This is a genomic window from Stenotrophomonas sp. GSD10 (assembly GCF_056172695.1).
Window position 1 is genome coordinate 3,627,018 of record NZ_JAOCMC010000002.1, and the last position, 25,974, is coordinate 3,652,991.

The 25,974-nt window shown below is 67.8% G+C and carries 20 protein-coding genes and 2 pseudogenes; 7 read left to right on the forward strand and 15 right to left on the reverse strand.

Annotation, left to right across the window (positions count from 1 at the left end; genetic code table 11):
- Nucleotides 1-100: 100 nt before the first annotated feature.
- The 3 genes from lpdA to N4G47_RS16950 all read right to left on the reverse strand — a co-directional run bounded on the left by lpdA (nucleotide 101) and on the right by N4G47_RS16950 (nucleotide 4,414).
- The gene (lpdA, locus tag N4G47_RS16940) at nucleotides 101-1,909 is read right to left on the reverse strand and encodes a dihydrolipoyl dehydrogenase (RefSeq protein ID WP_475288948.1); all 1,809 of its coding nucleotides are present in this window, start codon (nucleotides 1,907-1,909) and stop codon (nucleotides 101-103) included.
- A 106-nt stretch (nucleotides 1,910-2,015) separates the two neighbouring features.
- Complete coding sequence (aceF, locus tag N4G47_RS16945; protein ID WP_475288950.1) at nucleotides 2,016-3,731, reverse strand: dihydrolipoyllysine-residue acetyltransferase; 1,716 nt, start codon at nucleotides 3,729-3,731, stop codon at nucleotides 2,016-2,018.
- A 167-nt stretch (nucleotides 3,732-3,898) separates the two neighbouring features.
- A complete protein-coding gene (locus N4G47_RS16950; RefSeq protein ID WP_475288952.1) occupies nucleotides 3,899-4,414 on the reverse strand; it encodes a DNA-deoxyinosine glycosylase in 516 nt (171 codons plus the stop codon).
- A 186-nt stretch (nucleotides 4,415-4,600) separates the two neighbouring features.
- On the opposite strand from N4G47_RS16950, the gene N4G47_RS16955 reads away from it, so the two are divergent.
- The 3 genes and pseudogenes from N4G47_RS16955 (at nucleotide 4,601) to glpK (ending at nucleotide 8,506) form a co-directional block, all read left to right on the forward strand.
- Nucleotides 4,601-5,236, forward strand: coding sequence for an OmpW/AlkL family protein (locus N4G47_RS16955; protein ID WP_107231927.1), 636 nt, complete (start codon nucleotides 4,601-4,603; stop codon nucleotides 5,234-5,236).
- A gap of 189 nt (nucleotides 5,237-5,425) precedes the next feature.
- Nucleotides 5,426-6,909 (forward strand): annotated as a pseudogene (glpD, locus tag N4G47_RS16960) (glycerol-3-phosphate dehydrogenase).
- A gap of 97 nt (nucleotides 6,910-7,006) precedes the next feature.
- Nucleotides 7,007-8,506: a glycerol kinase GlpK gene (gene glpK, locus N4G47_RS16965; protein ID WP_475288955.1), complete on the forward strand. Its 1,500-nt coding sequence runs from the start codon at nucleotides 7,007-7,009 to the stop codon at nucleotides 8,504-8,506.
- Nucleotides 8,507-8,591: 85 nt separating this feature from the next.
- Here the strand turns inward: glpK and N4G47_RS16970 are convergent, their stop codons facing one another.
- Together N4G47_RS16970 and N4G47_RS16975 are read right to left on the reverse strand one after the other, a co-directional pair.
- Nucleotides 8,592-9,386 carry a MetQ/NlpA family ABC transporter substrate-binding protein gene (locus tag N4G47_RS16970; protein ID WP_475288957.1) on the reverse strand — a complete coding sequence of 265 codons (795 nt, stop codon included), beginning with the start codon at nucleotides 9,384-9,386 and terminating at the stop codon, nucleotides 8,592-8,594.
- 27 nt (nucleotides 9,387-9,413) lie between these two features.
- The gene (locus tag N4G47_RS16975) at nucleotides 9,414-10,385 is read right to left on the reverse strand and encodes a helix-turn-helix transcriptional regulator (RefSeq protein ID WP_107231923.1); all 972 of its coding nucleotides are present in this window, start codon (nucleotides 10,383-10,385) and stop codon (nucleotides 9,414-9,416) included.
- Nucleotides 10,386-10,466: 81 nt separating this feature from the next.
- Here N4G47_RS16975 and N4G47_RS16980 point away from each other — a divergent pair, with 81 nt between their 5' ends.
- Nucleotides 10,467-11,069: a hypothetical protein gene (locus N4G47_RS16980; protein WP_475288960.1), complete on the forward strand. Its 603-nt coding sequence runs from the start codon at nucleotides 10,467-10,469 to the stop codon at nucleotides 11,067-11,069.
- A gap of 106 nt (nucleotides 11,070-11,175) precedes the next feature.
- Nucleotides 11,176-11,952: a DUF481 domain-containing protein gene (locus N4G47_RS16985; RefSeq protein ID WP_107231921.1), complete on the forward strand. Its 777-nt coding sequence runs from the start codon at nucleotides 11,176-11,178 to the stop codon at nucleotides 11,950-11,952.
- A 114-nt stretch (nucleotides 11,953-12,066) separates the two neighbouring features.
- Here the strand turns inward: N4G47_RS16985 and hemC are convergent, their stop codons facing one another.
- From hemC to mdoH, 5 genes are all read right to left on the reverse strand, one after another.
- The gene (gene hemC / locus N4G47_RS16990; protein ID WP_475288963.1) at nucleotides 12,067-12,978 is read right to left on the reverse strand and encodes a hydroxymethylbilane synthase; all 912 of its coding nucleotides are present in this window, start codon (nucleotides 12,976-12,978) and stop codon (nucleotides 12,067-12,069) included.
- A 537-nt stretch (nucleotides 12,979-13,515) separates the two neighbouring features.
- Nucleotides 13,516-14,247 carry a LytR/AlgR family response regulator transcription factor gene (locus N4G47_RS16995; RefSeq protein ID WP_107231919.1) on the reverse strand — a complete coding sequence of 244 codons (732 nt, stop codon included), beginning with the start codon at nucleotides 14,245-14,247 and terminating at the stop codon, nucleotides 13,516-13,518.
- A 10-nt stretch (nucleotides 14,248-14,257) separates the two neighbouring features.
- On the reverse strand, nucleotides 14,258-15,274 hold the full coding sequence (locus N4G47_RS17000; RefSeq protein WP_475288965.1) for a sensor histidine kinase: 1,017 nt from the start codon (nucleotides 15,272-15,274) through the stop codon (nucleotides 14,258-14,260).
- Between the two features lie 29 nt (nucleotides 15,275-15,303).
- Entirely contained in the window at nucleotides 15,304-15,963 is a 660-nt protein-coding gene (locus N4G47_RS17005; protein ID WP_475288967.1) for an alpha/beta hydrolase, read from the reverse strand.
- A 50-nt stretch (nucleotides 15,964-16,013) separates the two neighbouring features.
- The gene (gene mdoH / locus N4G47_RS17010; RefSeq protein WP_475288968.1) at nucleotides 16,014-17,990 is read right to left on the reverse strand and encodes a glucans biosynthesis glucosyltransferase MdoH; all 1,977 of its coding nucleotides are present in this window, start codon (nucleotides 17,988-17,990) and stop codon (nucleotides 16,014-16,016) included.
- Between the two features lie 442 nt (nucleotides 17,991-18,432).
- Here mdoH and N4G47_RS17015 point away from each other — a divergent pair.
- Nucleotides 18,433-20,474, forward strand: a pseudogene (locus tag N4G47_RS17015) (TonB-dependent receptor domain-containing protein).
- A gap of 57 nt (nucleotides 20,475-20,531) precedes the next feature.
- Here the strand turns inward: N4G47_RS17015 and N4G47_RS17020 are convergent.
- The 3 genes from N4G47_RS17020 to N4G47_RS17030 all read right to left on the reverse strand — a co-directional run bounded on the left by N4G47_RS17020 (nucleotide 20,532) and on the right by N4G47_RS17030 (nucleotide 24,537).
- Complete coding sequence (locus tag N4G47_RS17020; protein ID WP_169050326.1) at nucleotides 20,532-20,702, reverse strand: hypothetical protein; 171 nt, start codon at nucleotides 20,700-20,702, stop codon at nucleotides 20,532-20,534.
- Between the two features lie 192 nt (nucleotides 20,703-20,894).
- Complete coding sequence (locus N4G47_RS17025; protein WP_475288970.1) at nucleotides 20,895-23,426, reverse strand: methyl-accepting chemotaxis protein; 2,532 nt, start codon at nucleotides 23,424-23,426, stop codon at nucleotides 20,895-20,897.
- Between the two features lie 217 nt (nucleotides 23,427-23,643).
- Nucleotides 23,644-24,537, reverse strand: a complete 894-nt coding sequence (locus N4G47_RS17030) for an NAD-dependent epimerase/dehydratase family protein (RefSeq protein ID WP_249842765.1) — start codon at nucleotides 24,535-24,537, stop codon at nucleotides 23,644-23,646.
- 222 nt (nucleotides 24,538-24,759) lie between these two features.
- Between N4G47_RS17030 and N4G47_RS17035 the strand changes: the two genes are divergently transcribed.
- Nucleotides 24,760-25,062, forward strand: a complete 303-nt coding sequence (locus N4G47_RS17035) for a KGG domain-containing protein (RefSeq protein WP_475288973.1) — start codon at nucleotides 24,760-24,762, stop codon at nucleotides 25,060-25,062.
- Nucleotides 25,063-25,091: 29 nt separating this feature from the next.
- Here the strand turns inward: N4G47_RS17035 and N4G47_RS17040 are convergent, their stop codons facing one another.
- Together N4G47_RS17040 and N4G47_RS17045 are read right to left on the reverse strand one after the other, a co-directional pair.
- Nucleotides 25,092-25,442: a VOC family protein gene (locus tag N4G47_RS17040; RefSeq protein WP_107231912.1), complete on the reverse strand. Its 351-nt coding sequence runs from the start codon at nucleotides 25,440-25,442 to the stop codon at nucleotides 25,092-25,094.
- A 75-nt stretch (nucleotides 25,443-25,517) separates the two neighbouring features.
- On the reverse strand, nucleotides 25,518-25,718 hold the full coding sequence (locus tag N4G47_RS17045; RefSeq protein ID WP_249842762.1) for a hypothetical protein: 201 nt from the start codon (nucleotides 25,716-25,718) through the stop codon (nucleotides 25,518-25,520).
- Nucleotides 25,719-25,974 lie beyond the last annotated feature (256 nt).

A 25,974-nucleotide genomic window follows, 5' to 3' on the forward strand; every position in this document is an offset into this window, starting at 1 on the left:
TCGACTAACAGTCGACTCTACCCCGTCGACTCTATCCCGCCGAGGCCACGCACAAAAACCCGGCTTTCGCCGGGTTTTTCGTCTACATCACGCGGGCGCCTTACTTCTTCTTCGGCATGTACAGATCGGTGATCGTGCCGTCGTAGATTTCCGAGGCCATCGCCACCGATTCGCTCAGCGTCGGGTGGGCATGGATGGTGTGGCCGATGTCTTCGGCTTCGGCACCCATCTCGATGGCCAGGCCGATCTCGGCCAGCAGGTCACCGGCATGCACGCCGACGATGGCACCACCGATGATGCGGTGGGTCTCTTCGTCGAAGATCAGCTTGGTGAAGCCCTCGGTGCGGCCGATGCCGATCGCGCGGCCGCTGGCGGCCCACGGGAACTTGGCCACGCCGACCTTCAGGCCCTTGGCCTTGGCTTCGGTCTCGGTGACGCCGACCCAGGCGATTTCCGGGTTGGTGTAGGCCACCGACGGAATCACGCGGGCGACCCATCCCTTCTTGTGGCCGGCAGCCACTTCGGCGGCCAGCTTGCCTTCGTGCGTGGCCTTGTGGGCCAGCATCGGGTTGCCGACGATATCGCCGATGGCAAAGATGTGCGGCACGTTGGTGCGCATCTGCCGGTCGACCGGAATGAAGCCGCGGTCGGTGACCTGCACGCCGGCCTTCTCGGCATCGATCTTCCTGCCGTTCGGCGAGCGGCCCACGGCCACCAGCACGCGGTCGAAGGTGCCCTGCGCCAGCGCCGGCGCTTGGCCTTCCTCGGCCGCTTCGAAGGTCACGGTGATGCCCTTGGCATCGGCGGTGACGCCCGAGGCCTTGGTCTTCAGGTGCACGTCGATGCCCTGCTTCTTCAGGCGGTCGGCCAGCGGCTTGACCAGATCCTTGTCGGCGCCCGGCATCAGCTGGTCCATGAACTCGACCACGGTGACCTTGCTGCCCAGCGCACCGTACACGGTGGCCATTTCCAGGCCGATGATGCCGCCGCCGACGACCAGCAGCGAGCCCGGCACGTCGGCCAGCTCCAGCGCGTCGGTGGAATCCATCACGCGCTTGTCGTCCCACGGGAAGTTCGGCAGCTTCACCGCCTGCGAACCGGCGGCGATGATGCACTTCTGGAAACGCAGCAGCTGGGTGCTGCCGTCAGCGGCAGTGATTTCCAGCTCGTTGGCGGAAACGAACTTGCCCACGCCCTGCACGCTGCGGACCTTGCGCTGCTTGGCCATGCCGGCCAGGCCCTTGGTCAGCTGGTTGACGACCTTTTCCTTGTACTGGCGCAGCTTGTCCAGGGTGATGGTCGGCTTGCCGAACTCGACGCCGAAATCGCCGGCATGGGCCACTTCGTCGATGACCGCAGCGGCGTGCAGCAGGGCTTTGGACGGGATGCAGCCCACGTTGAGGCAGACGCCGCCGAGGCTGGCGTAGCGTTCGACCAGCACTGTATCCAGGCCGACGTCGGCGGCGCGGAAGGCGGCGGTGTAGCCGCCCGGGCCCGAGCCCAGCACGACCATTTCGCATTCGATGTCGGCCGGCTTGCCGCTGGACAGCGCCGGCTTCGGCGCGGCCGGCTCGGCCGGGGCACGGTGCGACGGGGTGACCGGCGGCTTGCTGGCCGGAGCGGCCGCAGCGGGAGCCGGTGCAGCGGCCTTGGCCGGGGCTTCGGCGGCGCCTTCGGCGTCCAGCACCACGACCACGGCGCCTTCGGACAGCGTGTCGCCCAGCTTGACCTTGATTTCCTTGACCACGCCGGCGGCCGACGACGGCACTTCCAGGGTGGCCTTGTCCGATTCCAGGGTCACCAGACCCTGATCCTTCTTCACCGTGTCGCCGACGGCGACCAACACTTCGATCACCGGCACATCGCTGTAATCGCCGATGTCGGGAACCTTGACTTCAATCGTGGCCATGGTGGTTTTCCTTGTGCCCGGCCGGCATGGCCGGCGGGCTGTCACTGCATCTGTTCACGCGGCCGCGCCAGGGGCAGCGGCCGCACGGTGAGGGCGAAGCGGTGCCTTACAGCAGCACGCGGCGCATGTCGGCCAGCACCTGCGACAGGTACGTGGTGAAGCGTGCGGCCAGGGCGCCATCGATGACGCGGTGGTCGTAGCTCAGCGACAGCGGCAGCATCAGCTTCGGCGCGAATTCCTTGCCATTCCAGACCGGCTGGATGGAGGACTTGGACACGCCCAGGATGGCCACTTCCGGTGCATTGACGATCGGGGTGAACGCGGTGCCACCGATGCCGCCCAGCGAGCTGATCGAGAAGCAGCCGCCGCTCATGTCGGCCGGGCCCAGCTTGCCGTCGCGCGCCTTCTTGGCCAGTTCGCCGGTTTCCTGGGCGATCTGCACCACACCCTTCTTGTCCACGTCGCGGATCACCGGCACGACCAGGCCGTTCGGTGTATCGGCAGCGAAACCGATGTGGAAGTACTTCTTCAGGGTCAGGTTTTCACCGCTGGCATCGAGCGAGGCGTTGAATTCCGGGAACTTCTTCAGCGCCGCGGCACTGGCCTTGATCAGGAACGCGAGCATGGTCAGCTTGATGCCGGCCTTCTCGTTCTCCTTGTTCAGCGCCACGCGCAGGCCTTCCAGGTCGGTGATGTCGGCCTGTTCGAACTGGGTGACGTGCGGAATCATCGCCCAGTTGCGGGCCAGGTTCGCGCCGGAGATCTTCTTGATGCGCGACAGCGGCTGCACTTCGGTTTCGCCGAACTTGCTGAAGTCGACCTTCGGCCACGGCAGCAGGTTCAGGCCACCACCGGCAGCAGCGGCGGCACCGCCGGCAGCCGGCACGCCACCGCTGAGCGCGGCCTTGACGAACTTCTGCACGTCACCCTTGGTGATGCGGCCACCCTTCTCGGTGCCGTTGATCTGCAGCAGGTCCACGCCCAGTTCGCGGGCGAACACGCGCACGGCCGGGGTGGCATAGGGCACCTTGGCCGGCAGCACGCCGTCGGCGTTGAACTGCACCGGCGGGCTGGACGGCGCGCCTGCGGACGGGGCAGCGGCGACCGGCGCCGGAGTACTGACCTGGGCCGGCGCCGGGGCGGCAGCCGGTGCGGCAGCCACCGGGGCCGGGGCAGCAGCGGCCGGAGCGGCGGCGCCTTCGGCTTCGATGATGGCAACCACGGCGCCCTGCGACAGAGTGTCGCCGACCTTGACCTTCAGTTCCTTGACCACGCCAGCCACCGAGGACGGCACTTCCATGGTGGCCTTGTCGCTTTCCAGCGTGACCAGGCCCTGGTCCTTCTTGACCGTATCACCCACGGCGACCAGCACCTCGATGACCGGGATGTCGGTGTAATCACCGATGTCCGGCACCAGGGCTTCAACGGCACCGCCACTGGCGGCCGGGGCGGCCGGGGCGGCCGGGGCAGCGGCGGCCGGGGCCGGCGCGCTCTGGGTGGCGGCGGCCGGGGCAGCGGCGGCCGGGGCAGCGGCCTTGGCCGGGGCCGGTGCGGCGGCAGCGGGCTTGGCGGCTTCGCCTTCGGCCACTTCGATCAGCGCCACGACCTTGCCCTCGGACAGGTTGTCGCCGACCTTGACCTTGATTTCCTTGACCACACCGGCGACCGAGGACGGCACTTCCATGGTGGCCTTGTCGCTTTCCAGCGTGACCAGACCCTGGTCCTTCTTGACCGTATCGCCGACGGCGACAAGCACCTCGATTACCGGGATATCGCTGTAGTCACCGATATCGGGGACAAGTGCTTCCTTGATTTCGGCCATGGGGATAACTCCGGCAATCTGGTGTAGGGAAACGTCTATTGTGCGGCCAGCGGGGGTCTGCGCCAACCGTTACAGGTGTTTTCAGTACGCACGCAGCCGGGACAGGCTGTTGCCCATGGGCGGCGGCTGCGACCAGTCGGTAGCGTATTGTCGGCATGATGTCCGCTTCATGTCGCCAGTGCGGCGGCCAGCGGCTGCCAGGCCTGGCGCAGTCGTGGCAACGACCACGCCGCGTTGGCCGGGCTGGTGGAGGGCAGTGCCAACAGCGTTGGCGGGGCCGCCAGGTGAGGTAGAACCCAGCGCTGGTACGCCTGCAGCGCGGCAGCGCCGTTGCAGCCGATCAGCTTCAGCTCAGGCAGCTGCGCGATCAGTTCCGGCAACGCATTGGGGACTTCCGTGCCACGCACGATGCCCGCATCCAGGCTGCCGCGTCGTTCGCAGCGGCCGATCACATCCCACAGTCCGATACCGGCGGCCTTCGCTGCCTGCAATCGTTGCGCATAGTCCAGATCCGCAGCGAACCCGCAGATGTCGGCCACGATCGGCCAGAAGCGATTGCGCGGGTGGGCGTAGTAACGCTGCTCCTGCAACGACGCCACACCCGGCATCGAACCGAGCAGCAGCACGCGACAGTCCGCGTTCACCTGCGCGTGCAGGCCGATGCACAGCATCGCCGCGCTCACATCTTCTCCAACTGCATGAATGTCACCGCACGCGGAAATGCCCATGAAAACAGGCTTTTCGCACCCTTCGCTGAACGAGGAAAACCATTTTTTAACGCGCGTCGGATTCGATTCATGTTGGGGCGACTACGGTGTGCTCGCCCCGCAACCGGGGGCCCAAAACAAGAAACATTAGGAGATACCCCCATGCGCTCCATCCGTATCCTGAGTCTCGCCCTGCTGACCTCCGCTGCCTTCGCACCGGCCGCCTTCGCCCAGGACAGCAGCTCTGCCGACACCGCCTCGGGCAAGCATTTTGCCGTGGTTGGCGGCATCTCGCTGCTGGAACCGAAGAACGATCCGATCACCGGCGTGAAGAAGACCGATGGCGGCCCGGCGCCGACCGTCAGCTTCAGCTACTACATCAACGACAACTGGGCCGTTGAGCTGTGGGGCGCGGCCGACAAGTTCGACAACAAGTTCAAGGGCCCGAACAATGCCCGTCTGGGCTCGGTCGAGCAGCAGCCGATCGCGCTGAGCGGCCAGTACCACTTCGGCCAGGCTGACAACGTGTTCCGTCCGTTCGTGGGCGTGGGCTACTACCAGTCGAGCTTCAGCAACGAGAAGCTGGGCAACGGCGCTGACACCGACATCCGCTTCAAGGATGCCAAGGGCGTGATCGGCACCGTTGGCGTCGACATGAACATCAACTCCACCTGGTTCGCCCGTGCCGACGCCCGCTACATGCGCGCCCGCCCGGACATCAAGGTCGGCGGCGAGAAGATCGGCGAAGCCAAGATGGATCCGTGGACCGTCGGCTTCGGCATCGGCGCCCGCTTCTGATCCACGCTGCACCTGCTTCATTGATGTAACGCGACGGGCCCTGCGGGGCCCGTCGTCGTTTCCGTCACCCGCGTTCTGTAGAGTCGAGCTTGCTCGACTGCCCTTTGTAGAGTCGAGCTTGCTCGACTATCGATCGGCACGGCAGTCGAGCAAGCTCGACTCTACGCACACACAGGACACGGAGACACGATGGACGACGTCGACCTGCTGGTGATCGGTGGCGGCATCAACGGTGCCGGCATCGCCCGTGATGCCAGCGGCCGCGGCCTGCGCGTGCTGCTGTGCGAGCAGCACGACCTGGCCGAACACACCTCCAGCGCCAGCAGCAAGCTGATCCACGGCGGGCTGCGCTATCTGGAACAGGGCGAGTTGAGCCTCGTGCGCAAGGCACTGGGCGAGCGCGAGCTGGTCCGGCGCCAGGCCCCTTTCCTGGTTCGACCACTGCGCTTCGTGCTGCCGTGGGAACCCCACCTGCGCCCGCGCTGGATGCTGCGCGCGGGGCTGTGGCTGTATGACCACCTGGGCCGGCGCAGCGACGCCTTCCCCGCCTCCCACGCATTGGATCTGCGGCATGACCCGCTCGGCACGTGGCTCTCGCCGATGCTGCGGCAGGCCTTCAGCTACGCCGATGCGCAGGTGGATGATGCGCGGCTGGTGCTGCTCAATGCACTGGATGCCGCACAGCGGGGTGCACGGGTGCAGATGCACTGCCGTTGCGTGGATCTGCACGCCGAACATGGCCGATGGCAGGCGCGGCTGGAAACGGCAGGTGGCCGGCAGCAGCAGGTAAGCGCCCGCGCGGTGGTCAATGCGGCCGGCCCCTGGGCCGGCGGCCTGCTGGAACGGATGCAGGCGCGCAGCGGTGGACCCGCGCTGCGGCTGGTACAGGGCAGCCACATCGTGCTGCGCCGGCACTGGCCCGATGACAGCGCCTGCCTGCTGCAGCAACCCGACGGCCGCGTGGTGTTCCTGCTGCCCTTCGCCCACGATCACCTGCTGATCGGCACCACCGACACCGACTATCGTGGCGACCCCGCGCGCTGCAGCGTGCTGCCATCTGAAGTGGCGTACCTGTGCGAGGCGGCCAGTCGCTACCTCCGTGAACCAGTCGTGCCGGATGAAGTGGTCTGGCAATTCGCCGGCGTACGCCCGCTGCTGGCCGACCCCGATCCGCGTGCGGCGAAACTCAGCCGCGATTACCGCCTGCAGCTGCAGTCCCACCCGGCGCCGGCGCTGCATGTGCTGGGCGGCAAGCTGACTACCTACCGGGTGCTGGCCGAAGAGGCGCTGGAGCTGCTGCGCCCGGCCCTGCCACAGATGGGGCAGGCCTGGACCGCTGCCGGAGACCCGCTGCCCGGCAGTGACTGGGGAGACGCCGCACAGGCACGCGCGCACCTGCGGGAGCTTGCCCCTGGTTGCCCGCCGATATCGCGCGGCGCTGGGCCGACGCCTACGGCAGTCGCAGTGCCGGGCTGCTGCGCGGCGCGAAGGGCATCGATGATCTTGGCGAAGACTTTGGCGGCGGACTGCATGCACGCGAGGTCGGCTTCCTGCGCGAACACGAGTGGGCGCAGAGCGCCGAGGATGTGCTGTGGCGACGCAGCAAGCTCGGCCTGCGCCTGGATGCGGCACAGGTGGCACGGCTGCAGGCGTGGATGGAACCCGCATCGTAGAGTCGAGCTTGCTCGACTGTTGTGCAAAGCAGTCGAGCAAGCTCGACTCTACAGAGAGAAAGGTAAGTTACCCTGACCGTTCTACCGGAGACGCCCCATGACGCCCCGCTACGTGCTGGCCATCGACCAGGGCACCACCAGTTCACGCGCGATCCTGTTCGATCGGGCCGGCGACATCGTCGGCAGCGCGCAGCGCGAGTTCGCGCAGATCTTCCCGCAACCCGGCTGGGTCGAGCATGACCCGCGCGAGATCCTCACCAGCGTGTACGCCACGCTGACCGAACTGCTCAGCCGCGGGCAGATCGACCCACGCCACATTGCCGCGCTGGGCATCACCAACCAGCGCGAAACCACTGTGGTCTGGGACCGTGCCACCGGCCAGCCGATCCACAACGCCATCGTCTGGCAGTCGCGGCAGAGCCACGCGATCTGCGAGCGGCTGAAATCCGAAGGGCATGAGGCACTGATCCGCGAGCGTACCGGCCTGCTGATCGACGCCTATTTCTCCGCGACCAAGGTGCGCTGGATCCTCGACCACGTAGACGGCGCCCAACAGCGTGCCGAGCGGGGCGAACTGCTGTTCGGCACCATCGACAGCTGGCTGGTGTGGAACCTCAGTGGCGGCCAGGCGCACGTGACCGACTACAGCAATGCCGCGCGTACGCTGCTGTTCAACATCCACACGCTGGACTGGGACGACGACCTGCTGGCGCTGCTCGACATTCCGCGCGCGATGCTGCCGCAGGTGCGCGATTCCAGTTCGGTGTACGCGCACACCCGGCCACAGTTCTTCTTCGATCATCCGATCCCGATCGCCGGCATCGCCGGTGACCAGCAGGCGGCGCTGTTCGGCCAGGCATGCTTCCAGCCCGGCATGGTCAAGAACACCTATGGCACCGGTTGCTTCATGCTGATGCACACCGGCACACAGGCGGTGCGTTCGCGCAATGGCCTGCTGACCACCATCGCCTGGGGCCTGGATGGGCGCGTGGAGTATGCGCTGGAAGGCTCGATCTTCATCGCCGGCTCGGTGGTGCAATGGCTGCGCGATGGGTTGCGCATGATCGAACGGGCCGGCGACAGCCAGGCGCTGGCCGCGCAGGTTCCCGACAGCGGCGGGGCCTATCTGGTCCCGGCCTTCGTTGGCCTGGGTGCGCCCTACTGGCGCAGCGACGTGCGTGGCGCGATGTTTGGCCTGACCCGCGGTACCCGCAAGGCGCACTTCGTACGCGCGGCGCTGGAGTCCATGGCCTACCAGACCCGCGATGTGCTCGATGCGATGCAGTCCGATGCCGGCATCGCGCTGACCGAACTGCGCGCCGACGGCGGTGCGATCGGCAACGACTTCCTGGCCGGCTTCCAGGCCGACATCCTCGGCGTGCCGCTGCTGCGGCCACGGCTGACCGAAACCACCGCGCTGGGTGCGGCGTATCTGGCCGGGCTTGCGGTGGGGTTCTGGACCAGCCGCGAACAGATCGCCGCGCAGTGGGGCCTGGACCGGCGCTTCGAGCCACAGATGGAGGTGGCCCGGCGCGAGAAGCTGTATGCCGGGTGGCAGCAGGCCGTGGCCGCCACCCTCGCCTTCCACGTTGATTGAGGGTAGTGCCGGCCGCTGGCCGGCAACCCCACGATCTTTGGCGGCGTTTGCAGATTGCCGGCCAGCAGCCGGCACTACCGCACGGTCAGAACGCCGGCAGCACTGCGCCCTTGTACTTGGTTTCGATGAAGGTCTTCACCTGCGGGCTGGTCAGTGCCTTGGCCAGCTTCTGCACGCGGGCGTCGTCCTTGTTGTCCGGGCGCGCGACCAGGAAGTTCACGTACGGCGAATCCTTGCTCTCGATCGCCAGTGCGTCCTGGGTCGGGTTGAGGCCGGCATCCAGCGCGTAGTTGGTATTGATAAGCGCCAGGTCGACCTGGTCCAGCACGCGCGGCAGCATCGCCGAGTCCAGCTCGCGGAACTTCAGGTTCTTCGGGTTGGCGATGATGTCGCGCTGGGTCGACAGCGCGTTGGTCGGGTCCTTCAGCTCGATCACGCCGGCCTTGTGCAGCAGGATCAGCGCGCGGCTGTTGTTGCTCGGGTCGTTGGGGATCACCACGTCGGCACCTTCACGCAGTTCGGCCAGCGACTTGACCTTGCGCGAGTACGCACCGAACGGCTCGATGTGCACGCCGATCACCTTCACCAGGTCGGTCTTGCGATCGCGGTTGTAGGCATCCAGGTACGGCTCGGTCTGGAAGTAGTTCACGTCCACCTGCTTCTGCACCAGCTGGTCGTTGGGCTGCACGTAGTCATTGAACACGCGCACGTCCAGGTCCACGCCTTCCTGCTTGAGGATCGGCTTGACCACCTCCAGGATCTCGGCATGCGGTACGGCCGTGGCGGCCACCACCAGCTTCTGCGAGGGCTCACCGGACTTGCCGCAGGCGGTCAGGGCCAGCGCAGCGGCGAGCAGGGGCAGCAACAGGGTCTTCTTCATGGGGGCAATGGGTCTCTCGGGGGAGGGTCAGGCGTTTTCGTAGTTGCTCAGGGCCAGCTCAAGCAGCGCCTTGGCCTGCTCGCGCAGCATCATCGGCTCGACGATCTCGGCGTCCGAACCATAGTGCAGCACGTCCATCAGCAGTTCGCGCGAGACGCTGTAGGGCACCTTCAGCTCATAGCGGCCATCGGCCAGGAAACGGCCCTGCTGCTTTGAATGCCAGTGTTCGTCGGCCACCCAGCGTGCGGCCTTGGCGCTGAACAGGATGGTTGCCCAGCCCTTCGGGGCACCGGAGAAGATGCCGTAGCTGGCGCCCAGCTGCTCATCCAGCTCGCTGTCGGCCACATCGCGGGCGGTGCTGTCGATCACCCGCGCCTTGTGGATGCGGTCCACGGCGAAACTGCGCAGGGCTTCGCGATCGTGGTCCCAGGCGTCCAGGTACCAGTTGTCGCGGTAATGGGTCAGGCGCTGCGGCGATACGGTGCGCTTGGTCGGCTCGTCGGTGGAACGGGCGCGGTACTCGAACGCCAGCTGGCGGCGCTCCAGCACGGCCGAGGCCACGCTGCGGAAGCTGCCTTCATCGAACTTGCGGCCTCGATGCGGGATCACCCGCACCCGGTCCACCGGCCAGCTGGACACACCCGCCTGCGCCGCCAGCAGGCTCTCGATGCGCTGCTGCAACGGTGCCAGCACCGACGACAGCACGCCGCCGCCGGTACGCGCCAGCAGGTGCTGCGAGGCCAGCAGGGCGTGCAGTTCTTCCGAGCTGAGCCACAGGCCCGGCAGCTCGAAGCGGTCGCTCTCGTCGGCGTGGTAGCGGAAGCCGGCCTCGCCGTCGCCCTCGATCGGCGCCATCAGCGCATCGCGCAGGAAGGCCAGGTCGCGGTAGACGGTGGCGCGGGAACAACCGAGCTTGTCCTGCAGGGTCGCCACCGTTACCGGATAGCGCGCGGACTTGAGCAGACGATGCAGGGCGGTGATGCGTTCGTATCGGTCCATGCCCCCGATTATGTCCGAGTCGCGGGTCTTGTGTGGGACGTTTGGGCTATCGTGGGCGCCCCCGCCCCCATGGAAGCCCCGATGCGCCGGTTGCCTGCCCTGCCCCTGCTGGCCTGTCTGCTGCTGGCCGCCTGCAACGGAGCACCGCCCCCGGCGTCCTCCGCCGCCGTGGTCCCGGCCGCCGACCCGGCGCAGGCGGTGCTGGCCGCCAGCCAGCGATTTGCCGCCCTGCGCAGCTTCCATGCCGAGCTGGAGCTGCTGGGCGCGCCGCAGCCGGTGCGCAGCTCGATGGACTTCGTCGCCCCCGACCGGTTCCGGGTGCAGACCCCGGCCGGTGCGCAGACGATCATCGGCGATACCCTGTTCCTGCAGGCCGATGGTGCGATCCGCCAGGTGCCGGCCCCGGCGGGCCTGCTCGAACAGTGGCGCAACCCACTGCCGGCCGACGCCCGGCCCGCCGACCTGCAGGCCGAAGACCTCGGCGACCAGCTGCTGGATGGGGTCCAGACCCGCCACTACCGGCTGCGCGGTGCGCAGCCCGGCGAGCGCCTGGAATACTGGCTGGATGCGCAGGGCCTGCCGCGGCAACTGGTACGCAGTGGCAGCAGCAATGGTCGCAGCTTCCAGCTGCGGCTGCGGTATTCGCGCTTCAACGACCCGGCACTGCGCGTCGATCTGCCCTGAATGGGCGATCGCGGCAACGCCTGCTGAAGCGGGTTTTGGATCGATTCGGACCGCCATCACGCTTCCAGTATCATCACCGGCTGTCAACCGCTTCGGAGAAGCCTCGATGTCCCTGCGCGTGTCCCTGCTGATCCCTCTGCTGCTGTGCGCGCCGCTGGCGTACGCGCAGGATGCCTCCGAACTGGCGGCGATGTCTTCGCCGTGGAGCGGCAGCGGCGGCGAGCTCGGCTTTGCCTCGGCGCGCGGCAACAGCAGCACCGAGAGCTTCAACGGCCGCCTGCGCCTGCGCTACACCGACGGTGACTGGGTGCACAGCATGGACCTGTTCGGCCTGCGCTCCAGCTCCAAGGTGACCGAGACCAACGACGACGGCACCACCACCCGCCGCAACAACACCACCGCCAACCGCTATACCGGCAGTGCCGGCAGCGCGCTGCAGCTGGGCGAGCACCGCCAGCTGACCGCGACGGTGCGTACCGAACGCGATGATTTCGCCACCTACGACCGCCAGAGCTCGTTCGGTCTGGGTTACGGCACCCGCCTGTGGAATACCGAGCGTTTCTCGTTCGATGCCCAGCTCGGCCCCGGTGTGCGCCGCACCCACAGCACCGAGGACGACCGCACCCGCACCGGCATGATCGGTCGCGGCCTGTTCGACCTGAAGTACTCGCTGACCGACAACACCGACCTGGTGAACACGCTGCTGGTCGAGTCCGGTTCGTACAACACCTTCGGCCAGAACGACTTCGGCGTGTCGGTGAGCATGAACGAACACCTGGCGCTGAAGGCCGGCTGGCAGGCGCGTTACAACAGTGACGTGGCCGAGGACAAGCGCAAGACCGATACGCTGACCACCATGAACGTGGTCTACAAGTTCAAGTAAACAGAACGGGCGCCAGGGCGCCCGTTCTTCTTTGGTAGTGCCGGCCGCTGGCCGGCAACCGCATCCAATCGGGATCATGAGGTTGCCGGCCAGCGGCCGGCACTACCTCATGACTCAGACGTTCAGCAGTTCGCCGGCGCCTGCGTCCAGCAACATTCCCGCCACCTGCTGTCCCAGCGCTTCCGGGTCGCTGGCCGGGCCCACTGCCTCGGCACGCACTGCGCGGCCATCGCTGGCACTGCCCACCAGCCCCTGCAGGTGCAGGTCCTGGCCCTGCCACCGCGCGATCGCCGCCACCGGCACATGGCAGCTGCCATGCAGCGCGCGGTTCATCGCCCGCTCCGCCTCGACGCAGGCACGCGTAGCGGCATCATCCAGACCGGCGAACAGCGCCATCAGGCGTGCGTTGCCACCATCGCATTCCACCGCCACCGCGCCCTGCGCCGGTGCCGGCAACCACTGCGGCGGCTGCAGACGCGCGACGATGCGATTGCCCAGGCCAAGCCGCTCCAGCCCGGCCACCGCCAGCACGATGGCGTCGTAGCCGCCGTTGTCGAGCTTGGCCAGGCGGGTGTTGACGTTGCCGCGCAGATCCAGCAGTTCCAGATCCGGACGCAGCGCGCGCAGCTGGGCCTGCCGGCGCAGCGACGAGGTACCAACCCGCGCACCGATCGGCAGCGCGTCCAGCGAGGCGTACAGGTTGGAGACAAAACCGTCGGCAGGGTCGTGGCGGGTGAGCATCGCCGGCAGCGCAAACGGCGCGTCCAGCTCCATCGGCACGTCCTTCAGCGAGTGGACGGCGCAATCGGCCTCCCCACGCAGCATGGCCAGCTCCAGTTCCTTCAGGAACAGGCCCTTGCCACCGATGGCGGCCAACGAGCGGTCCAGCACTTCGTCACCGCGGGTGCTCATCGGCACCAGCTCCACATGCAGGCCGGGGTGGGCCTGGCGCAGGCGATCGGCGACGTGTTCGCTCTGCCAGAGGGCGAGCGGGCTCTTGCGGGTGGCGATGCGGACGGTTTCCATCCGGTCATTATCGCGCCTCCGGCGGGGATACGGCCAACGGCGGAGCCCCTCGTGGCTGGGGCAAACGGCTGGATCATTGCGTTTGGCCGGGCGGGGTGGGTTCGCGGGGGACGCCGTGAATCCGTCCGTGGAGGCTTGGCCGCGGCATCCATGCCGCGGACACCCCCGCCAACCCACCCCGCCCGGCCTCTGACAGTTTCCGTGCGCGCCAGCCACGGAAGATCAAAAGAAAAGCGGAGCAACAGCGGATCGCTTCGCTCTGAGTCGAGCATGGCTCGACTCTACATTTCTCTCCCCTCCGATAACACCAACGCTCTTGCTGTCCGACGCAGGAGACAACGAGAGGGTTGGGCCGGGGTGGGGTGGCGGGACCGTTGGCGCCATGGATGGCGCCATCGAGCTTACAGGGATGTACTTGCAGCGTGTCCCGCCACCCCGGCCCGACCCAGCACGTAGGAACACCGAGCCATGACCCGCTGTTGCTGTTGATGTTGATGTTGATTTCGAAGCAGTCGCGGCCGCAGGCCGCGCGGAACCCTACAGATGCCGCAGTTCCTGCTTCAGCGTCGCCACGCAGCGGCGGCTGACTTCCAACGGTTGCTTGCCATGCCGCAGCACCGCCTGCACCTGCCCGCCAGTGCCACGGCGCAGTTCGACCAGCTCATGCCGCGCCACCAGGCAGTTGCGATGGATGCGGATGAAACGGCTGGCGAATTCCTCTTCCAGCGACTTCAACGACTCCTCGATCAGATCCTCTCCGCGCGCATGGTGCACCACCACGTACTTCTCTTCGGCCTGCAGGTAGTGGATGTCGTCCAGCGGAATCAGCCGCAGGCTGCCACGCAGGCGCGCGCACAGCATGCTGCGCGCCTGCTGCCCGCTGTTGTCATGCGGCTGGCCGTCACGGCCGGCCAGGAAGGTGCGCGCACGCGCGATCGCCGCGGCCAGCCGCTCGGCGCGGACCGGCTTCATCAGATAGTCGATGGCCGCCGCCTCGAAGGCCGACAGCGCGTGTGCATCGTAGGCGGTGCAGAACACAACGGCCGGCCGCGGCTCGAAACTGGCCAGATGACGCGCTGCCTCCAACCCGTCCAGTCCGGGCATCGCGATGTCCAGCAGGACCAGGTCCGGCTGCAGTTCCGCGCACGCGTGCAGAGCCTGTTCGCCGTTGCCGGCTTCGGCCACCACGTCCACGCCCTCCTGCGCCGCCAGCAGGCTGCGCAGGCGCTCGCGCGCCAGCGGTTCGTCATCGGCGATGACTACCCTCACGATCGTTCCCTCACTGGATCGGCACTGTCACCTGGCAGGCATAGTAGCCCTCGCTCCAGCCAGCCGTCATCCGCGCGGCGCTGCCGAAGCGCCAGGCCAGCCGATGGCCGATGCTGTGCTGGGCGTGGCCAGCGCCACGCGCCAGGGCCAGCCCGGGCGCTTGCGGGTCGGGCGCCGGATTGCGCACGCGGATCTGCAGTTCGTTGCCTTCGCAGGCCAGCTGCAACTCGATGGTGCCGCCCTCAGGCAGGCGCGAGATGCCATGCAGCACGGCATTTTCGACCAGCGGCTGCAGCACCAGGCGCGGCAAGGGCTGATCCCAGGGCAGTGGCTCATCACGCTGCCAGCGCACCTGCAGGCGTTCGCCCAGGCGCAGCGATTCGATGGAGAGATAGCGCTCGGCCAGTTCGCATTCGTCGCGCAACGTGGAATCGCCCTCGCCCGCCCCCAGTGCCGCGCGGAACAGGTCGGACAGATCCAGCACTGCACGCTCGGCCACCGCCGGGTCGCGATGCAGCAGGCTGGCGATCAGGTTCATGCTGTTGAACAGGAAATGCGGTCGGATCCGCGCCTGCAGTGCATCGGCCTGCGCGCGTGCATTGGCCTGCACCTGCGCGGCCCAACGGTCGCTCACATAGAAGTAGCGCAGCGCCAGGGCGGTGATCAGAGCGGTGGTCGCCGCGCTGCCCAGGGTGAAACGCCAGAAGCTGATGCCGCGCGCGAAGCTGTCACCCAGCACCGCGTACAGCGCATGCACGATGCCGGCGCAGACCACCGCGATCAGCGCCGCCAGCGCAATCGCCGTGACCGCGCCCAGCATCTGCGGCAGGCTCGACAGCGCCTGCCGCAGCAGGCACAGGCTGGCGGTCACCGCCAGCGCCAGCCACAGCGCGAAGCCACTGGCCGACAGCAGTTCGCCGAAGGTCCAGTGACGACTGCCATCGGGTGCCAGGGCCAGCACCACCACCACCAGCTCGGCCAGGCCGAGCATCGCCGCAACCCGCGGCAGGCGGCACAGCTCCGGCATCCAGGGGGCGCGCTGGCCGGCGACATGGCTCAGGCAGCGCCCAGCCGGTCCTGCAGCCAGTCACCCAGCGCCTGGACTTCTTCGGCGCAGACCTGGTGGGCCATCGGGTAGCTGTGCCATTCCACCTCCAGCCCCAGTGTGCGCAGCGTCTGTGCGCTGTGCGCGGCCACCGGCTGCGGAATCACCGGGTCGCTGCTGCCATGGGCCATGAATACCGGCACCTGCACCGCGCCCTCCGCCCGGGTGGCAGCATCGGCATCGGGAAGGTAGGTCGACAGTGCGATCAGCCCGGCCAACGGCGCGGTGCGCGACAGCGCGGCGGTAAGGATGATCGCGCCGCCCTGCGAGAAGCCGGCCAGGAAGATCTTTTCCGCGGCGATGCCGCGCTCGATCTCGCGTGCGATCAGCGCATCGAGCTGCGCCACCGATTCACGCACGCCGGCCATGTCGGCGCGCGAGCGGAAATCCATGCCGACGATGTCATACCAGCCACGCATCGGCACGCCGTTGTTGATGGTGATCGGCCGCACCGGTGCGTGTGGAAACACGAAGCGCAGCGCCGGCCAGTGCGGGCGCACCAGTTCCGGCACGATCGGCGCGAAATCGTGGCCGTCGGCGCCGAGCCCGTGCAGCCAGATCACCGACCACTGCGGCGAGGCGCCGGTTTCCTGTTCCACCGTTTGCAGCATGATGCGGCTCCTTCAAGTTCGAGCCGCATTATGCCGCTGGCGCGGGGCGATCAGTACAGGGGCGGCTGCTCGGCGGCTTCCCGGCGCAGCTGCGCGGCCCGCACCAGCACCGGCGGCGGGATGTTCTCCTCGGGAATGTCGAGCAGGCCCAGGCGATGCAGGAAGGCGCCCGGACCGCGCGAGGAGGTCAGCGCCACCACTGGAATGGCCAGCACCATGCCGATCACCACCGGCGCCATCCAGGCCGCCAGCGACGGCGACACCGCCCAGGCCAGCACTCCCATGAAGGCGCCGAACACGCCCAGCCCGCCATAGCCGCGGATCAGCGCCATCCACGAAATACCGCCATCGTCCCGCTGCTGCGCGTCCCAGCCCGAATCGCGGCCGGACAGCACTTCGGCCACGCCGCGCGACTGCACGTACATCACCACCGGCGCCATCAGTGCGGCCAGCACCGTTTCCACCAGCATCGACACGAAGGCACGGGTCGCGCCACCACAGCCGCGACGGTCGACCGGATCGAGCAGCATCGCCAGGTAGCCCAGCACCTTGGGCAGCAGCAGTACCGCCATGGTGGCAGCAAACAGGCGCACCACCTGCTGCTCGTCCTGGGCACGCCAGTACACGCTGGGCGACAGGTGCAGCAGGGCATTGAAATCGATGCCCTCCTGGAACAGCGGGATGGCGATGCCGATCAGCATCAGCATCGCCCACATCGGTGCGGTGAAATAGTGGCCGATGCCGATCAGCATGTGCGTGCGGCTGATCCAGTGCAGGCCGCGGCTGCCCACCACCTTGCCGTGCTGCAGGTTGCCCTGGCACCAGCGACGGTCGCGCACCAGCAGGTCGGTCAGCGTCGGCGGGCCTTCTTCGTAGCTGCCACCCAGGTAGGGCACCATGTGCGCGGCCCAGCCGCCGCGACGCATCAGCGCCGCTTCAACGAAGTCATGGCTGAGCACGTGGCCACCGAACGGCTTGCGCCCCGGCAGCGCCGGCAGGCCGGCATGGTCGGCGAAGGCACGGGTGCGGATGATGGCGTTGTGGCCCCAGTAATTGCTCTCGGCGCCATGCCACCAGGCCACGCCACGGGCGATCACCGGGCCGTACACGCGGCCGCCGAACTGCTGCATGCGCGCGAACAGGGTGCGCCCGCCGATCACCGACGGCAGAGTCTGGATCAGGCCGACATCGGCGTTGTGTTCCATGCCGGCCACCAGGCGCACGATGCTGTCGCCGGTCATCAGGCTGTCGGCGTCAAGGATCAGCATCTGCGGGTAGGCGCCACCGAAGCGGCGCACCCAGTCGGCGATGTTGCCGGCCTTGCGCCCGCTGTTGTCGCCACGGCGGCGATAGAACAGCCGCGTCATGCCCTCCGGCACCCGCTCACGCAGTTCGGCGAACACCTGCTCCTCGGCGCGCGCGATGTCCTCGCGCCGGGTGTCGCTGAGCACGAAGAAGTCGAAGCGTTCGAGCTGGCCGGTGGCCGCCACCGATTCGTAGATCGCCTGCAGGCCCGCCAGCAGCCGGCGCGGATCTTCGTTGTAGGTCGGCATCAGCAGCGCGGTGCGGCTGTGTACGGTCGGCAGCGGTTTGTCCGGATCGATGCCCAGGCGGTAGCCGCGGTCGAACACTGCGGTCAGGAAGCCGGCCAGGGCGCTGGCGAAGGACAGCGCGATCCAGGCGAACAGGCCCACGAACAGCACCAGCAGGCAGGCTTCGAGCACGCTGATGCCATTGGCCGACAGCACCCGCCACATCATGCGCGTGGCAACGGCGGTCATGGCCAGGGTGCCGCCGAAAATGTAGAACCGGCGCAGGCCGATCAGGCGCGGCGACGTACGGTGCCGGCGGACCTTCAGCTCACCTTCGCGCAGGGTCTGCTCGGGCATCGGCAGCGGCGACTCGTCGGGCAGCAGCGCCCAGCCGGCGTCGAGCCGGGGCGCTTCCGCTTCCGCGTGGATGGTGTGACCCCCATCACCGCTTACTCCGCACGGTCGGCATGGCCGGCCGTCCCGGCCAGGCTGCATGCACGAAGGTTCCCGGCGCGCCTTCCCGGCGCCCGCACTTGTCCTGGCTGCGTCGGCACAAGGCCGCACAGTCGATGTCTGTCACTACCGGAACCCACACGATCTCCAACGGGGCGGAATCGAAAATGCGGCCCAGTCTAGGGCGCCGGATGTAAGCCGGGTGCGAAGGTCTACGCCGGGATTTCTCCCCATTCAGCCAATAGCAGGCGAGCGGGCGCGGTGCGCGCCGGATGTCACGATGTCGCGCTGGGTACTGGATCGTATCAAACGCGAACGGTTATCATTTCATTAACCAGGCAGGTCGCCGTCTTCCTCACGGCCCAGACCCACCCAGCTGCGCCGGCCCGAACCGCGCATCCCAGATGACCCATGGAAGGGGCTGGCTGCCGATTGCCTGCGCCTGCTGCTTCCACCGGGTCCCCCACCTCCCATGGAAGCCGTCATGTCCCTGCCGTCCCCCCGCTCCGCGCGCCTGCCGCGCACCCGCCTGGCCCGCGCCCTGGCCACCGCCTGCCTGCTGACCCTGCCCGGCCTGGCCGCCGCCGAGGCCAGCGCCGATGCCTCCACCAAGGATCTGGACACCGTGGTGGTCACCGCCTCGGGCAACCAGCAATGGATCAAGGATGCGCCGGCCAGCATCAGCGTGATCAGCCGCGAGGACATCGAGCGGCAGCCGGTGCACGACCTGGCCACCCTGCTCAGCCGCGTGCCCGGCGTCACCGGCGGCCTGAGTGCGGCCGGCGAACAGTCCAAGATCAAGCTGCGCGGCATGCCGTCCAACTACACGCTGGTGCTGGTGGACGGCAAGCGCATGGGCAGCTCGGCCTCGACCAACTACCGGCCGGACCTGGGCCGCCAGGATCTGAACTGGATTTCGCCCGACCAGATCGAGCGCATCGAAGTGGTGCGCGGGCCGATGTCCTCGCTGTACGGCTCCGACGCCATGGGCGGGGTGATCAACATCATCACCAAGCGCATCGGCGATGAGTGGCGCGGCAGTGCCACCCACAGCTATACCCGCCTCGGCGATGACACGCGCGGCGACACCCAGCAGATCGGCGCGACGTTCTCCGGCCCGCTCAGCGAGCGGGTCGGGCTGCGCATCGGCGCCAACAGCATGCGCCGCGATTCCGACCGGTCCAACGGTGGTGTCTACGGCAATGCCTATGCCGGCGAGAAGGACCGCAACGTCGATGCGCTGCTGCAATGGAAACTGAGCGACGCGCAGGACGTATCGCTTGAAGCGGGCCATGGCGTGCAGCAGGCCTTCATCGACACCGCACTGGAGCAGCAGGACGAAGGCGCCTGGGGGCCAGTGAACTCAAGCGCAGCTCGCTGGCACTCAACCACGATGGCACGTGGAGCTTCGGTACCTCCAGGATCAGTGCGTACTGGACCGAGTACAAGAATGACATCGGCGCGACCGGCCGCTCCGAGGCCACCGACACCATCATCGAAGGCAGCCTGACCACGCCGTTCACGCTGGGCGTGGAGCACCAGTTCGCCGTCGGTGGCCAGTGGAAGCGCCAGGAACTGACCAACACCGATACCATCGGCCGCGCGCCGATCGACTACGCCGGCAACCCGGTCAATGGCTCCAGCCTGGAAGTGGATACCTGGGCCCTGTTCGTCGAGGACGAACTGAAGGTGCACCGCACCCTGGCACTGACCCTGGGCGCACGCCTGGACCACCACGAGAAATTCGGCGGCCACATCAGTCCGCGTGCCTACCTGGTCTGGCACCCGGCCGAGCAATGGACGATCCGCGGCGGCGTCTCCAAAGGCTTCCGCGCGCCAAGCCTGACCGAGAATTCTCCCAATGCCGCCACCCAGTCCGGCGGTCGTGGCTGTACCTCGCTGATCCCGCTGGGCTACACCCGCGGCGGCTGCTACATGGCCGGCAACCCGGATCTGGACCCGGAGACCAGCACCAACCGCGAGATCGGCGTCAGCTTCGACAATGAACGTGTCGATGCCGGCCTGACCTACTTCCATACCGATTTCAGGAACAAGATCGAGTACGCGCCGCTGGGCCGGTTCAACGGCATCTGGTGGACGCGCATGAGCAACGTCCAGCGCGCGCGCACCAGCGGCATGGAAGGCAACCTCAACGTGCGCTTCGGCGAGCACTGGCGCTGGCGCACCTCGGCGACCTGGATGAAGGAAGCCAAGAACCTGACCACCGGCCGCAACCTGATCGACACCCCGGAATTCTCGGGCTACTCGTCGCTGGACTGGACGCCCAGCACGGTGTTCTCCAGCAGCCTGTCGGCGCAGTACACCGGCAAGCAGACCGGCGTGGCCACCACCTTCCTCAAGGCCTACACCCTGTATGACCTGACCGCGGCATGGAACGTCAACGAGGTACTGACCCTGCGCGGTGGCGTCAGCAACCTCGCCGACAAGAAACTGTATGCCGAAGGCTCCACCGACTACTTCGTCGCGGGGCGCAGCTACTTCTTCAGCATGACCGCACGCTTCTGATCGCTGCGCGTCGGGATCGCGCTGGCCATGTGCCAGCGCGATCGTTGCCGTTGCGCGTTACTCGCTTTCCAGCGCGGCCGGTGCCGCGTTCTGCGTGGCCGCCGTGCGCGCACGGTCCATGGCCACCGCCAGTTGCTGGCGTGCGAGCAGTTGTTGTGCCTGCACCACTTCAGGTGTCGGCAGGAGCACCGGTCCCGGTGCGTTTTCCGGTGTAGCAGGTGTGGTCATGCAACCTCCATGGACATCCCGCTGCCATCCGGGTTCAGCTGGAACGGCAGCGGAACTGCGCACCCTATCCTAAAAACAAGGCGGGTGGGTGACGGTGCGGCCACCGACCGTGGCGCCGGGGTGTCCCGACGCCTCATTCCCGCCCCTGCCGGCCGTCTGCCGAAGCTGAACCGCTTCAGCCCACGGCGCCGTTCAGGCGGCGCGGCGCGATGCGGGCAGCGGTTCGGCCTGCAGGCGGAAGCGCGACACCGCCACCGCCAGCTGCTCGGCCTGTTCTTCCATCGCGCGTGCCGCGGCGCTGGCTTCCTCCACCAGCGCGGCGTTCTGCTGGGTGGTCTCGTCCATCTGCACCACGGTCTGGTTGACCTGCTCGATGCCCGCCGACTGCTCGCGCGAGGCCGCCGAGATCTCGGCCATGATCTCGTTGACCCGGCCGACCTGGCCGACGATCTCCTGCATGGTGCGGCCTGCACCGTGCACCAGCTGCGCGCCAGCGCCCACCTGGGCCACCGAGGCATCGATCAGTTCCTTGATCTCCTTGGCGGCGCCGGCCGAGCGCTGCGCCAGCGCGCGCACTTCACTGGCCACCACCGCAAAGCCGCGCCCCTGTTCACCGGCACGTGCTGCTTCGACGGCGGCATTGAGCGCCAGGATGTTGGTCTGGAACGCAATGCCATCGATCACCGAGATGATCTCGGCGATGCGCTGCGACGAGGCTTCGATCTGCTCCATCGTCTGCACCACCTGGCTGACCACCTGCCCGCCTTCGCTGGCAACACCCGCTGCCGAGCCGGCCAGGGTATTGGCCTGCAGTGCGTGGTCGGCGTTCTGGCGCACGGTGGAGGTCAGTTCCTCCATCGAGGCCGCAGTCTCTTCCAGGTTGGCTGCCTGCTGCTCGGTGCGGCGTGACAGGTCGCTGTTGCCGGCGGCGATCTCGCCCGCGGCCAAGCGGATGCTCGCGGCCGACTGTTGGATCTGCCCGACGATGCCGGTCAGCTGCTGCACGGTGCTGTTGGCATCATCGCGCATCACCGCGAACACGCCGTGGAAGTCACCGTGCATGCGCGCACTGAGGTCGCCGGCGGCAATGGCCCGCAGCAGCGTCGACAGTTCGGCCAGGTTGTGGTCGCTGACCTGCATCATGGTGTTGAGGGTGTCCACCATGCGGCGGAAATCATGATCGAAGCGCGACACATCGCCACGCACGGCGAAATCGCCGGCAGCAGCGGCCGCCGCCAGCTGCTGGATCTGCTCGTTGATCGCGGCCAGGTTGTGCTTGGTGGTGGCCATCGCAGCGGTGAACACCGCCTTCTCGCCCGGCAGCGCTTCCATGTCCACACTCAGGTCGCCCACCGCATAGCGCTGCATCACCTCCACCAGGCGCTGGGTGACGGCATTGCTGGCGGCCACCAGCTGGTTGCTGTCGGCGACCATGCGGCCGTACTCGCCCGGGAAGGCGGTCGCGTCCATGCGATAGCTCAGTTCACCGGCCTCGTGGCGCCGCGCCATTTCCGCCTGTGCGGCCATCACCGCCTGCAACTGGCCGCGCATGCCCTGCATCGCGTCCAGCAGGCGGCCCACTTCATCGTTGCTGCGCGCCGGCAGCGTGCTGTCCAGCTTGCCGGCGGCCACATCACCGGCCACGCGCACGGCCTCGGCCAACGGTCGGATCGCCAGCCGGCGCAGCAGCACATACACGCCGACGCTGAGCGTCAGCGCCGCCACCACGCCCACCAGCAGGGTCAGCCACAGCAGCTGGCGCGCCTCGGCCACGATCACCGCATGCGGCATCACCACGCCCAACGCAAAGCGCTGCGGCGCATCGCCCACACGCAGCGGCACGTACACACGCACGTTGCCCTCGGCATCCGGAGTGAATGCCTCGAAGCGGCGGTCGGCCGCGATATCAGCCAGCATGCCGCGGGTCAAGGCATCAGTACGCGGCTTGCCGATCTCGGCGGCATTGGCCGAGGCCAGCACCACGCCCTTGGGTGACAGCAGTTCGACATGGCCGGCGCCCATTGGCTTCAGCGTGGCCAGGTGCTTCTGCAAGGCCGCCAGCGAGAAGTCGACGGTGAACACGCCCAGGAAGGTGCCGTTCTCCACGATCGGCGAGCTCAGCGTGCTCATCAGCACCTGCTGGCCGGCGATGTCGTAGGCGTAGGGTTCGCTGACCTTGGGCAGCTTGTCGCGGCTGGGCACCACGTACCAGTCGGCCGAACCGTCAGCGGCCTCGGTGTAGTCGGTCATGGTCGACTGCTGCGGCTTGCCCTCGTGCCAGGCCCAGTAGCTCATGTAGCGGCCGGTGGCGTCGTGCATCTCGGTGTTGGCGAACTCGGCATCCTTGCCATCGAACGCTTCGGCTTCCCACATGGTGCTCTTGCCCAGCCATTCCGGATGGGTGCGCAGCTGCTCGCCGAGGACCGCGGCCAGGCTGGCGCGGTCGGGAACGTCGCCGCGTGCGCGCTGGGCCAGCACGGCTTCGACCATCGCATCGTTGCTGGCGAAGGCGGTGCCCAGGTCGGCGGCGACCTGGCGGGCCTCCGCATTGGCCTCACTGGTCATGGTCTGGCGCGAGGCGTCGATCAGGCTGGCACTGGCCTGGCGGTAGATCAGGAAGGCCGTCAGGCCGAAGCACAGCAGCGCGATCAGGGCAGTGCCCAGCATCAGCTTGTGGGCGATGCTGCCCGGGCGGCGGGCAGTGGCGGAGCGGGAAGAAGGCATGGATGGGTCCGCAAGGCAGTTCAGGACGACCGGCACCGCGAGGCGCCGCGCAGGCGCGCGATCCGTCGCGCGGGCCCCCAGCGGCCGGGTCTGGCCAGGCACTGGAAGCGCACCGGGTTAGCGGCCGCCTACCCACGAGGTTGAGTCGCCCCGCCTACACATTGCTGAATCCGCTCAGGGACGGGTCATGAAGCGCCGCCCGCACAGCCACCTGCACCTACTCGGCCACGCGGTCCTTGATCCATTGCGCGCGCGGCAGGACCTCGATGCTGCCGGCCGCATACTGCTGCAGCACGTCATCCGGGCCGAAACGCGGCTGCCAGCCGAGCTCGCTGCGCAGCCGCGCACTGTCATAGACGCGGTCGATGCTGAGCGGCAATGGCCAACCACGGTGCTCGAATTCGGCGAGCAACTTCGGGGCGCGGCGGGCCAGCACACTGCGCGGGCGCGCGGCCAGGTCCAGGCAATCCTCGCGCCGGAACGGAGTGGGCGCACAGGCGACGTAACGCGCGAACCCCTCGCCCGCATCCAGCAGCAGCGTGGCATGCGCGCTGGCCACATCACGCGCGTCCAGGCCACGATGCAGGCGGAACATCGCCATGCGTTCGGGAGGCTCGGGGAAGCAGCGGCCCATGCGCAGTACGCGCACGCTGAACCCGGGCGCCACCGCAGCCTCGGCCAGGGCCTCGGCCTGCAGCTTGGTACGGTGGTAGATCGTGCGCGGCAACGGCTCGGTGTCTTCGTCGATCCAACGGCAGCCGCCGGCGACCACCGCATGGCCGTACAGCGCCGTGGTACTGGTCAGCACGAAGCGCCGCGCGCCCGCCTCGCGTGCCGCCTGCAGCAGGTGGGCCGTGGCGTCCACATTGATCTGCTGGAACACCGCATCGGGCACCAGGCCCACGTGCGGTGCGTGCAGGGCGGCGGTGTGGATCACCGCGTCGACACCCTGCACCGCGCGGGCCACAGCCTGGCGGTCGGTGACATCGGCAATGATGCGGGTGGTGGCGAATGGGCTGCGATCCAACCCCACCACTTCATGGGTCGCCGCCAGCGCACCGAAGATCGCGCGTCCGATCCGCCCGGAACTGCCGGTCAACAGAATCTTCATTGAGTCCATTCACTCGAGGCTCCCGGGAACTACCGGGATGCTGCGATTCTAGGCAAGCCATCGGTCATCTGCGATAGCACCGGCGCCAACGCTGTGTTCGCTACCGTAGCGGCGCGTGAACGCAACTGCGGCGTGGCGTGAAGGCTGCGCCGCCCGCGCGGACATGGCCTTAGCCGGGTATCGGCAAGGATGCTGCTTTCCTCCCTGCTCTGGAGAGTTCCCATGGCCGACCCGCAGCGCGGCACTTCCCAACGTGGCTTCGCTTCGATGGACCAGGACAAGCAGCGCGCGATCGCCGCCAAGGGCGGCCGTGCGGCGCATGCCTCCGGCAACGCGCACGAATTCAGCCCGGCCGAAGCGCGCCTTGCCGGCCGCAAGGGCGGCCAGGCCATCAGCCGCGACCGCCAGCACATGGCCGCCATCGGCCGCGAAGGAGGTCACGCCCGCCACGCAGGCATGCGGCAGCAACAGCAACAGCCGGCCGATGAGCCGCTGGCCGAACGCCCGCCACAGCAGCAGGGCTGAGCACGCTACGGCCGGGCAGCCTGGCTCGCTCAGCGGTGAGCCAGGATATTGAGCAGGCGCCCGAAGGGATCGCGGACGAAGAAGCGACGCACGCCCCACGGCTCGTCGGCCGGCCCGTATTCCAGTGCGATGCCGGCCGCGTGCATGCGATCGAGCACCTGCTGCAGATCGTCCACCTCGATCGACAGGTCCGGCACCGGTGCACCGCCGCCGCCTTCACTGGCGAAACTGATCTGGGCCAGCGCGTTGCCCTGGCCGCCGTGGGTGACGATCCATCCGTGGTCCATCACCACCGGCATGCCCAGCAAACCGGTGTAGAAGGCCGCCGCACGTGACGGGTCCGGGGTGGCGATGTTGGCGACGACACGTTTGACAGCCATGAGACTCCTTCGGCGGAAACAGAAGAGCCCCGTCGCTGACGGGGCCCCACATCATGCCGCTTCAACCGGCGCGACTCACACGCCCATGCACAGATCGATCACACAGGTGTTGTACGCCTGCTCGCACTCGGTGGCATCTCCGCCGGTGGACAGGCACGCCTGGTAGGCCCGCCAGCACGGCCGGTCGCAGGGTTCCACCGGCCCGGCCACGGCCACCGAACCGGTACAGGCCAACGCGAACACCGCCGCTGCGATCACTTTCCTGAAAGTACGCATCGATATCACTCCTTGATAAGCCTGGTGAGCCCAGGCCGGCCCACGGTAAAGCGGCCGTCGGGAGACCACGTGAACGCCTCTGTCACGCAAAATTAACGCGTTCATAAAATTGCCTTCACATTACTGGGGGTGTTGCCCCGCCTTGGCGTTAACGGCGTTGTTGTCCGTCAACCAAGGAAGTTGTCCGATGAATCACCCGCTGTACGGCCGTTCGTCCCGCTCCCTGTCGCACCGCCCGCTGGCGCTTGCCGTTGCC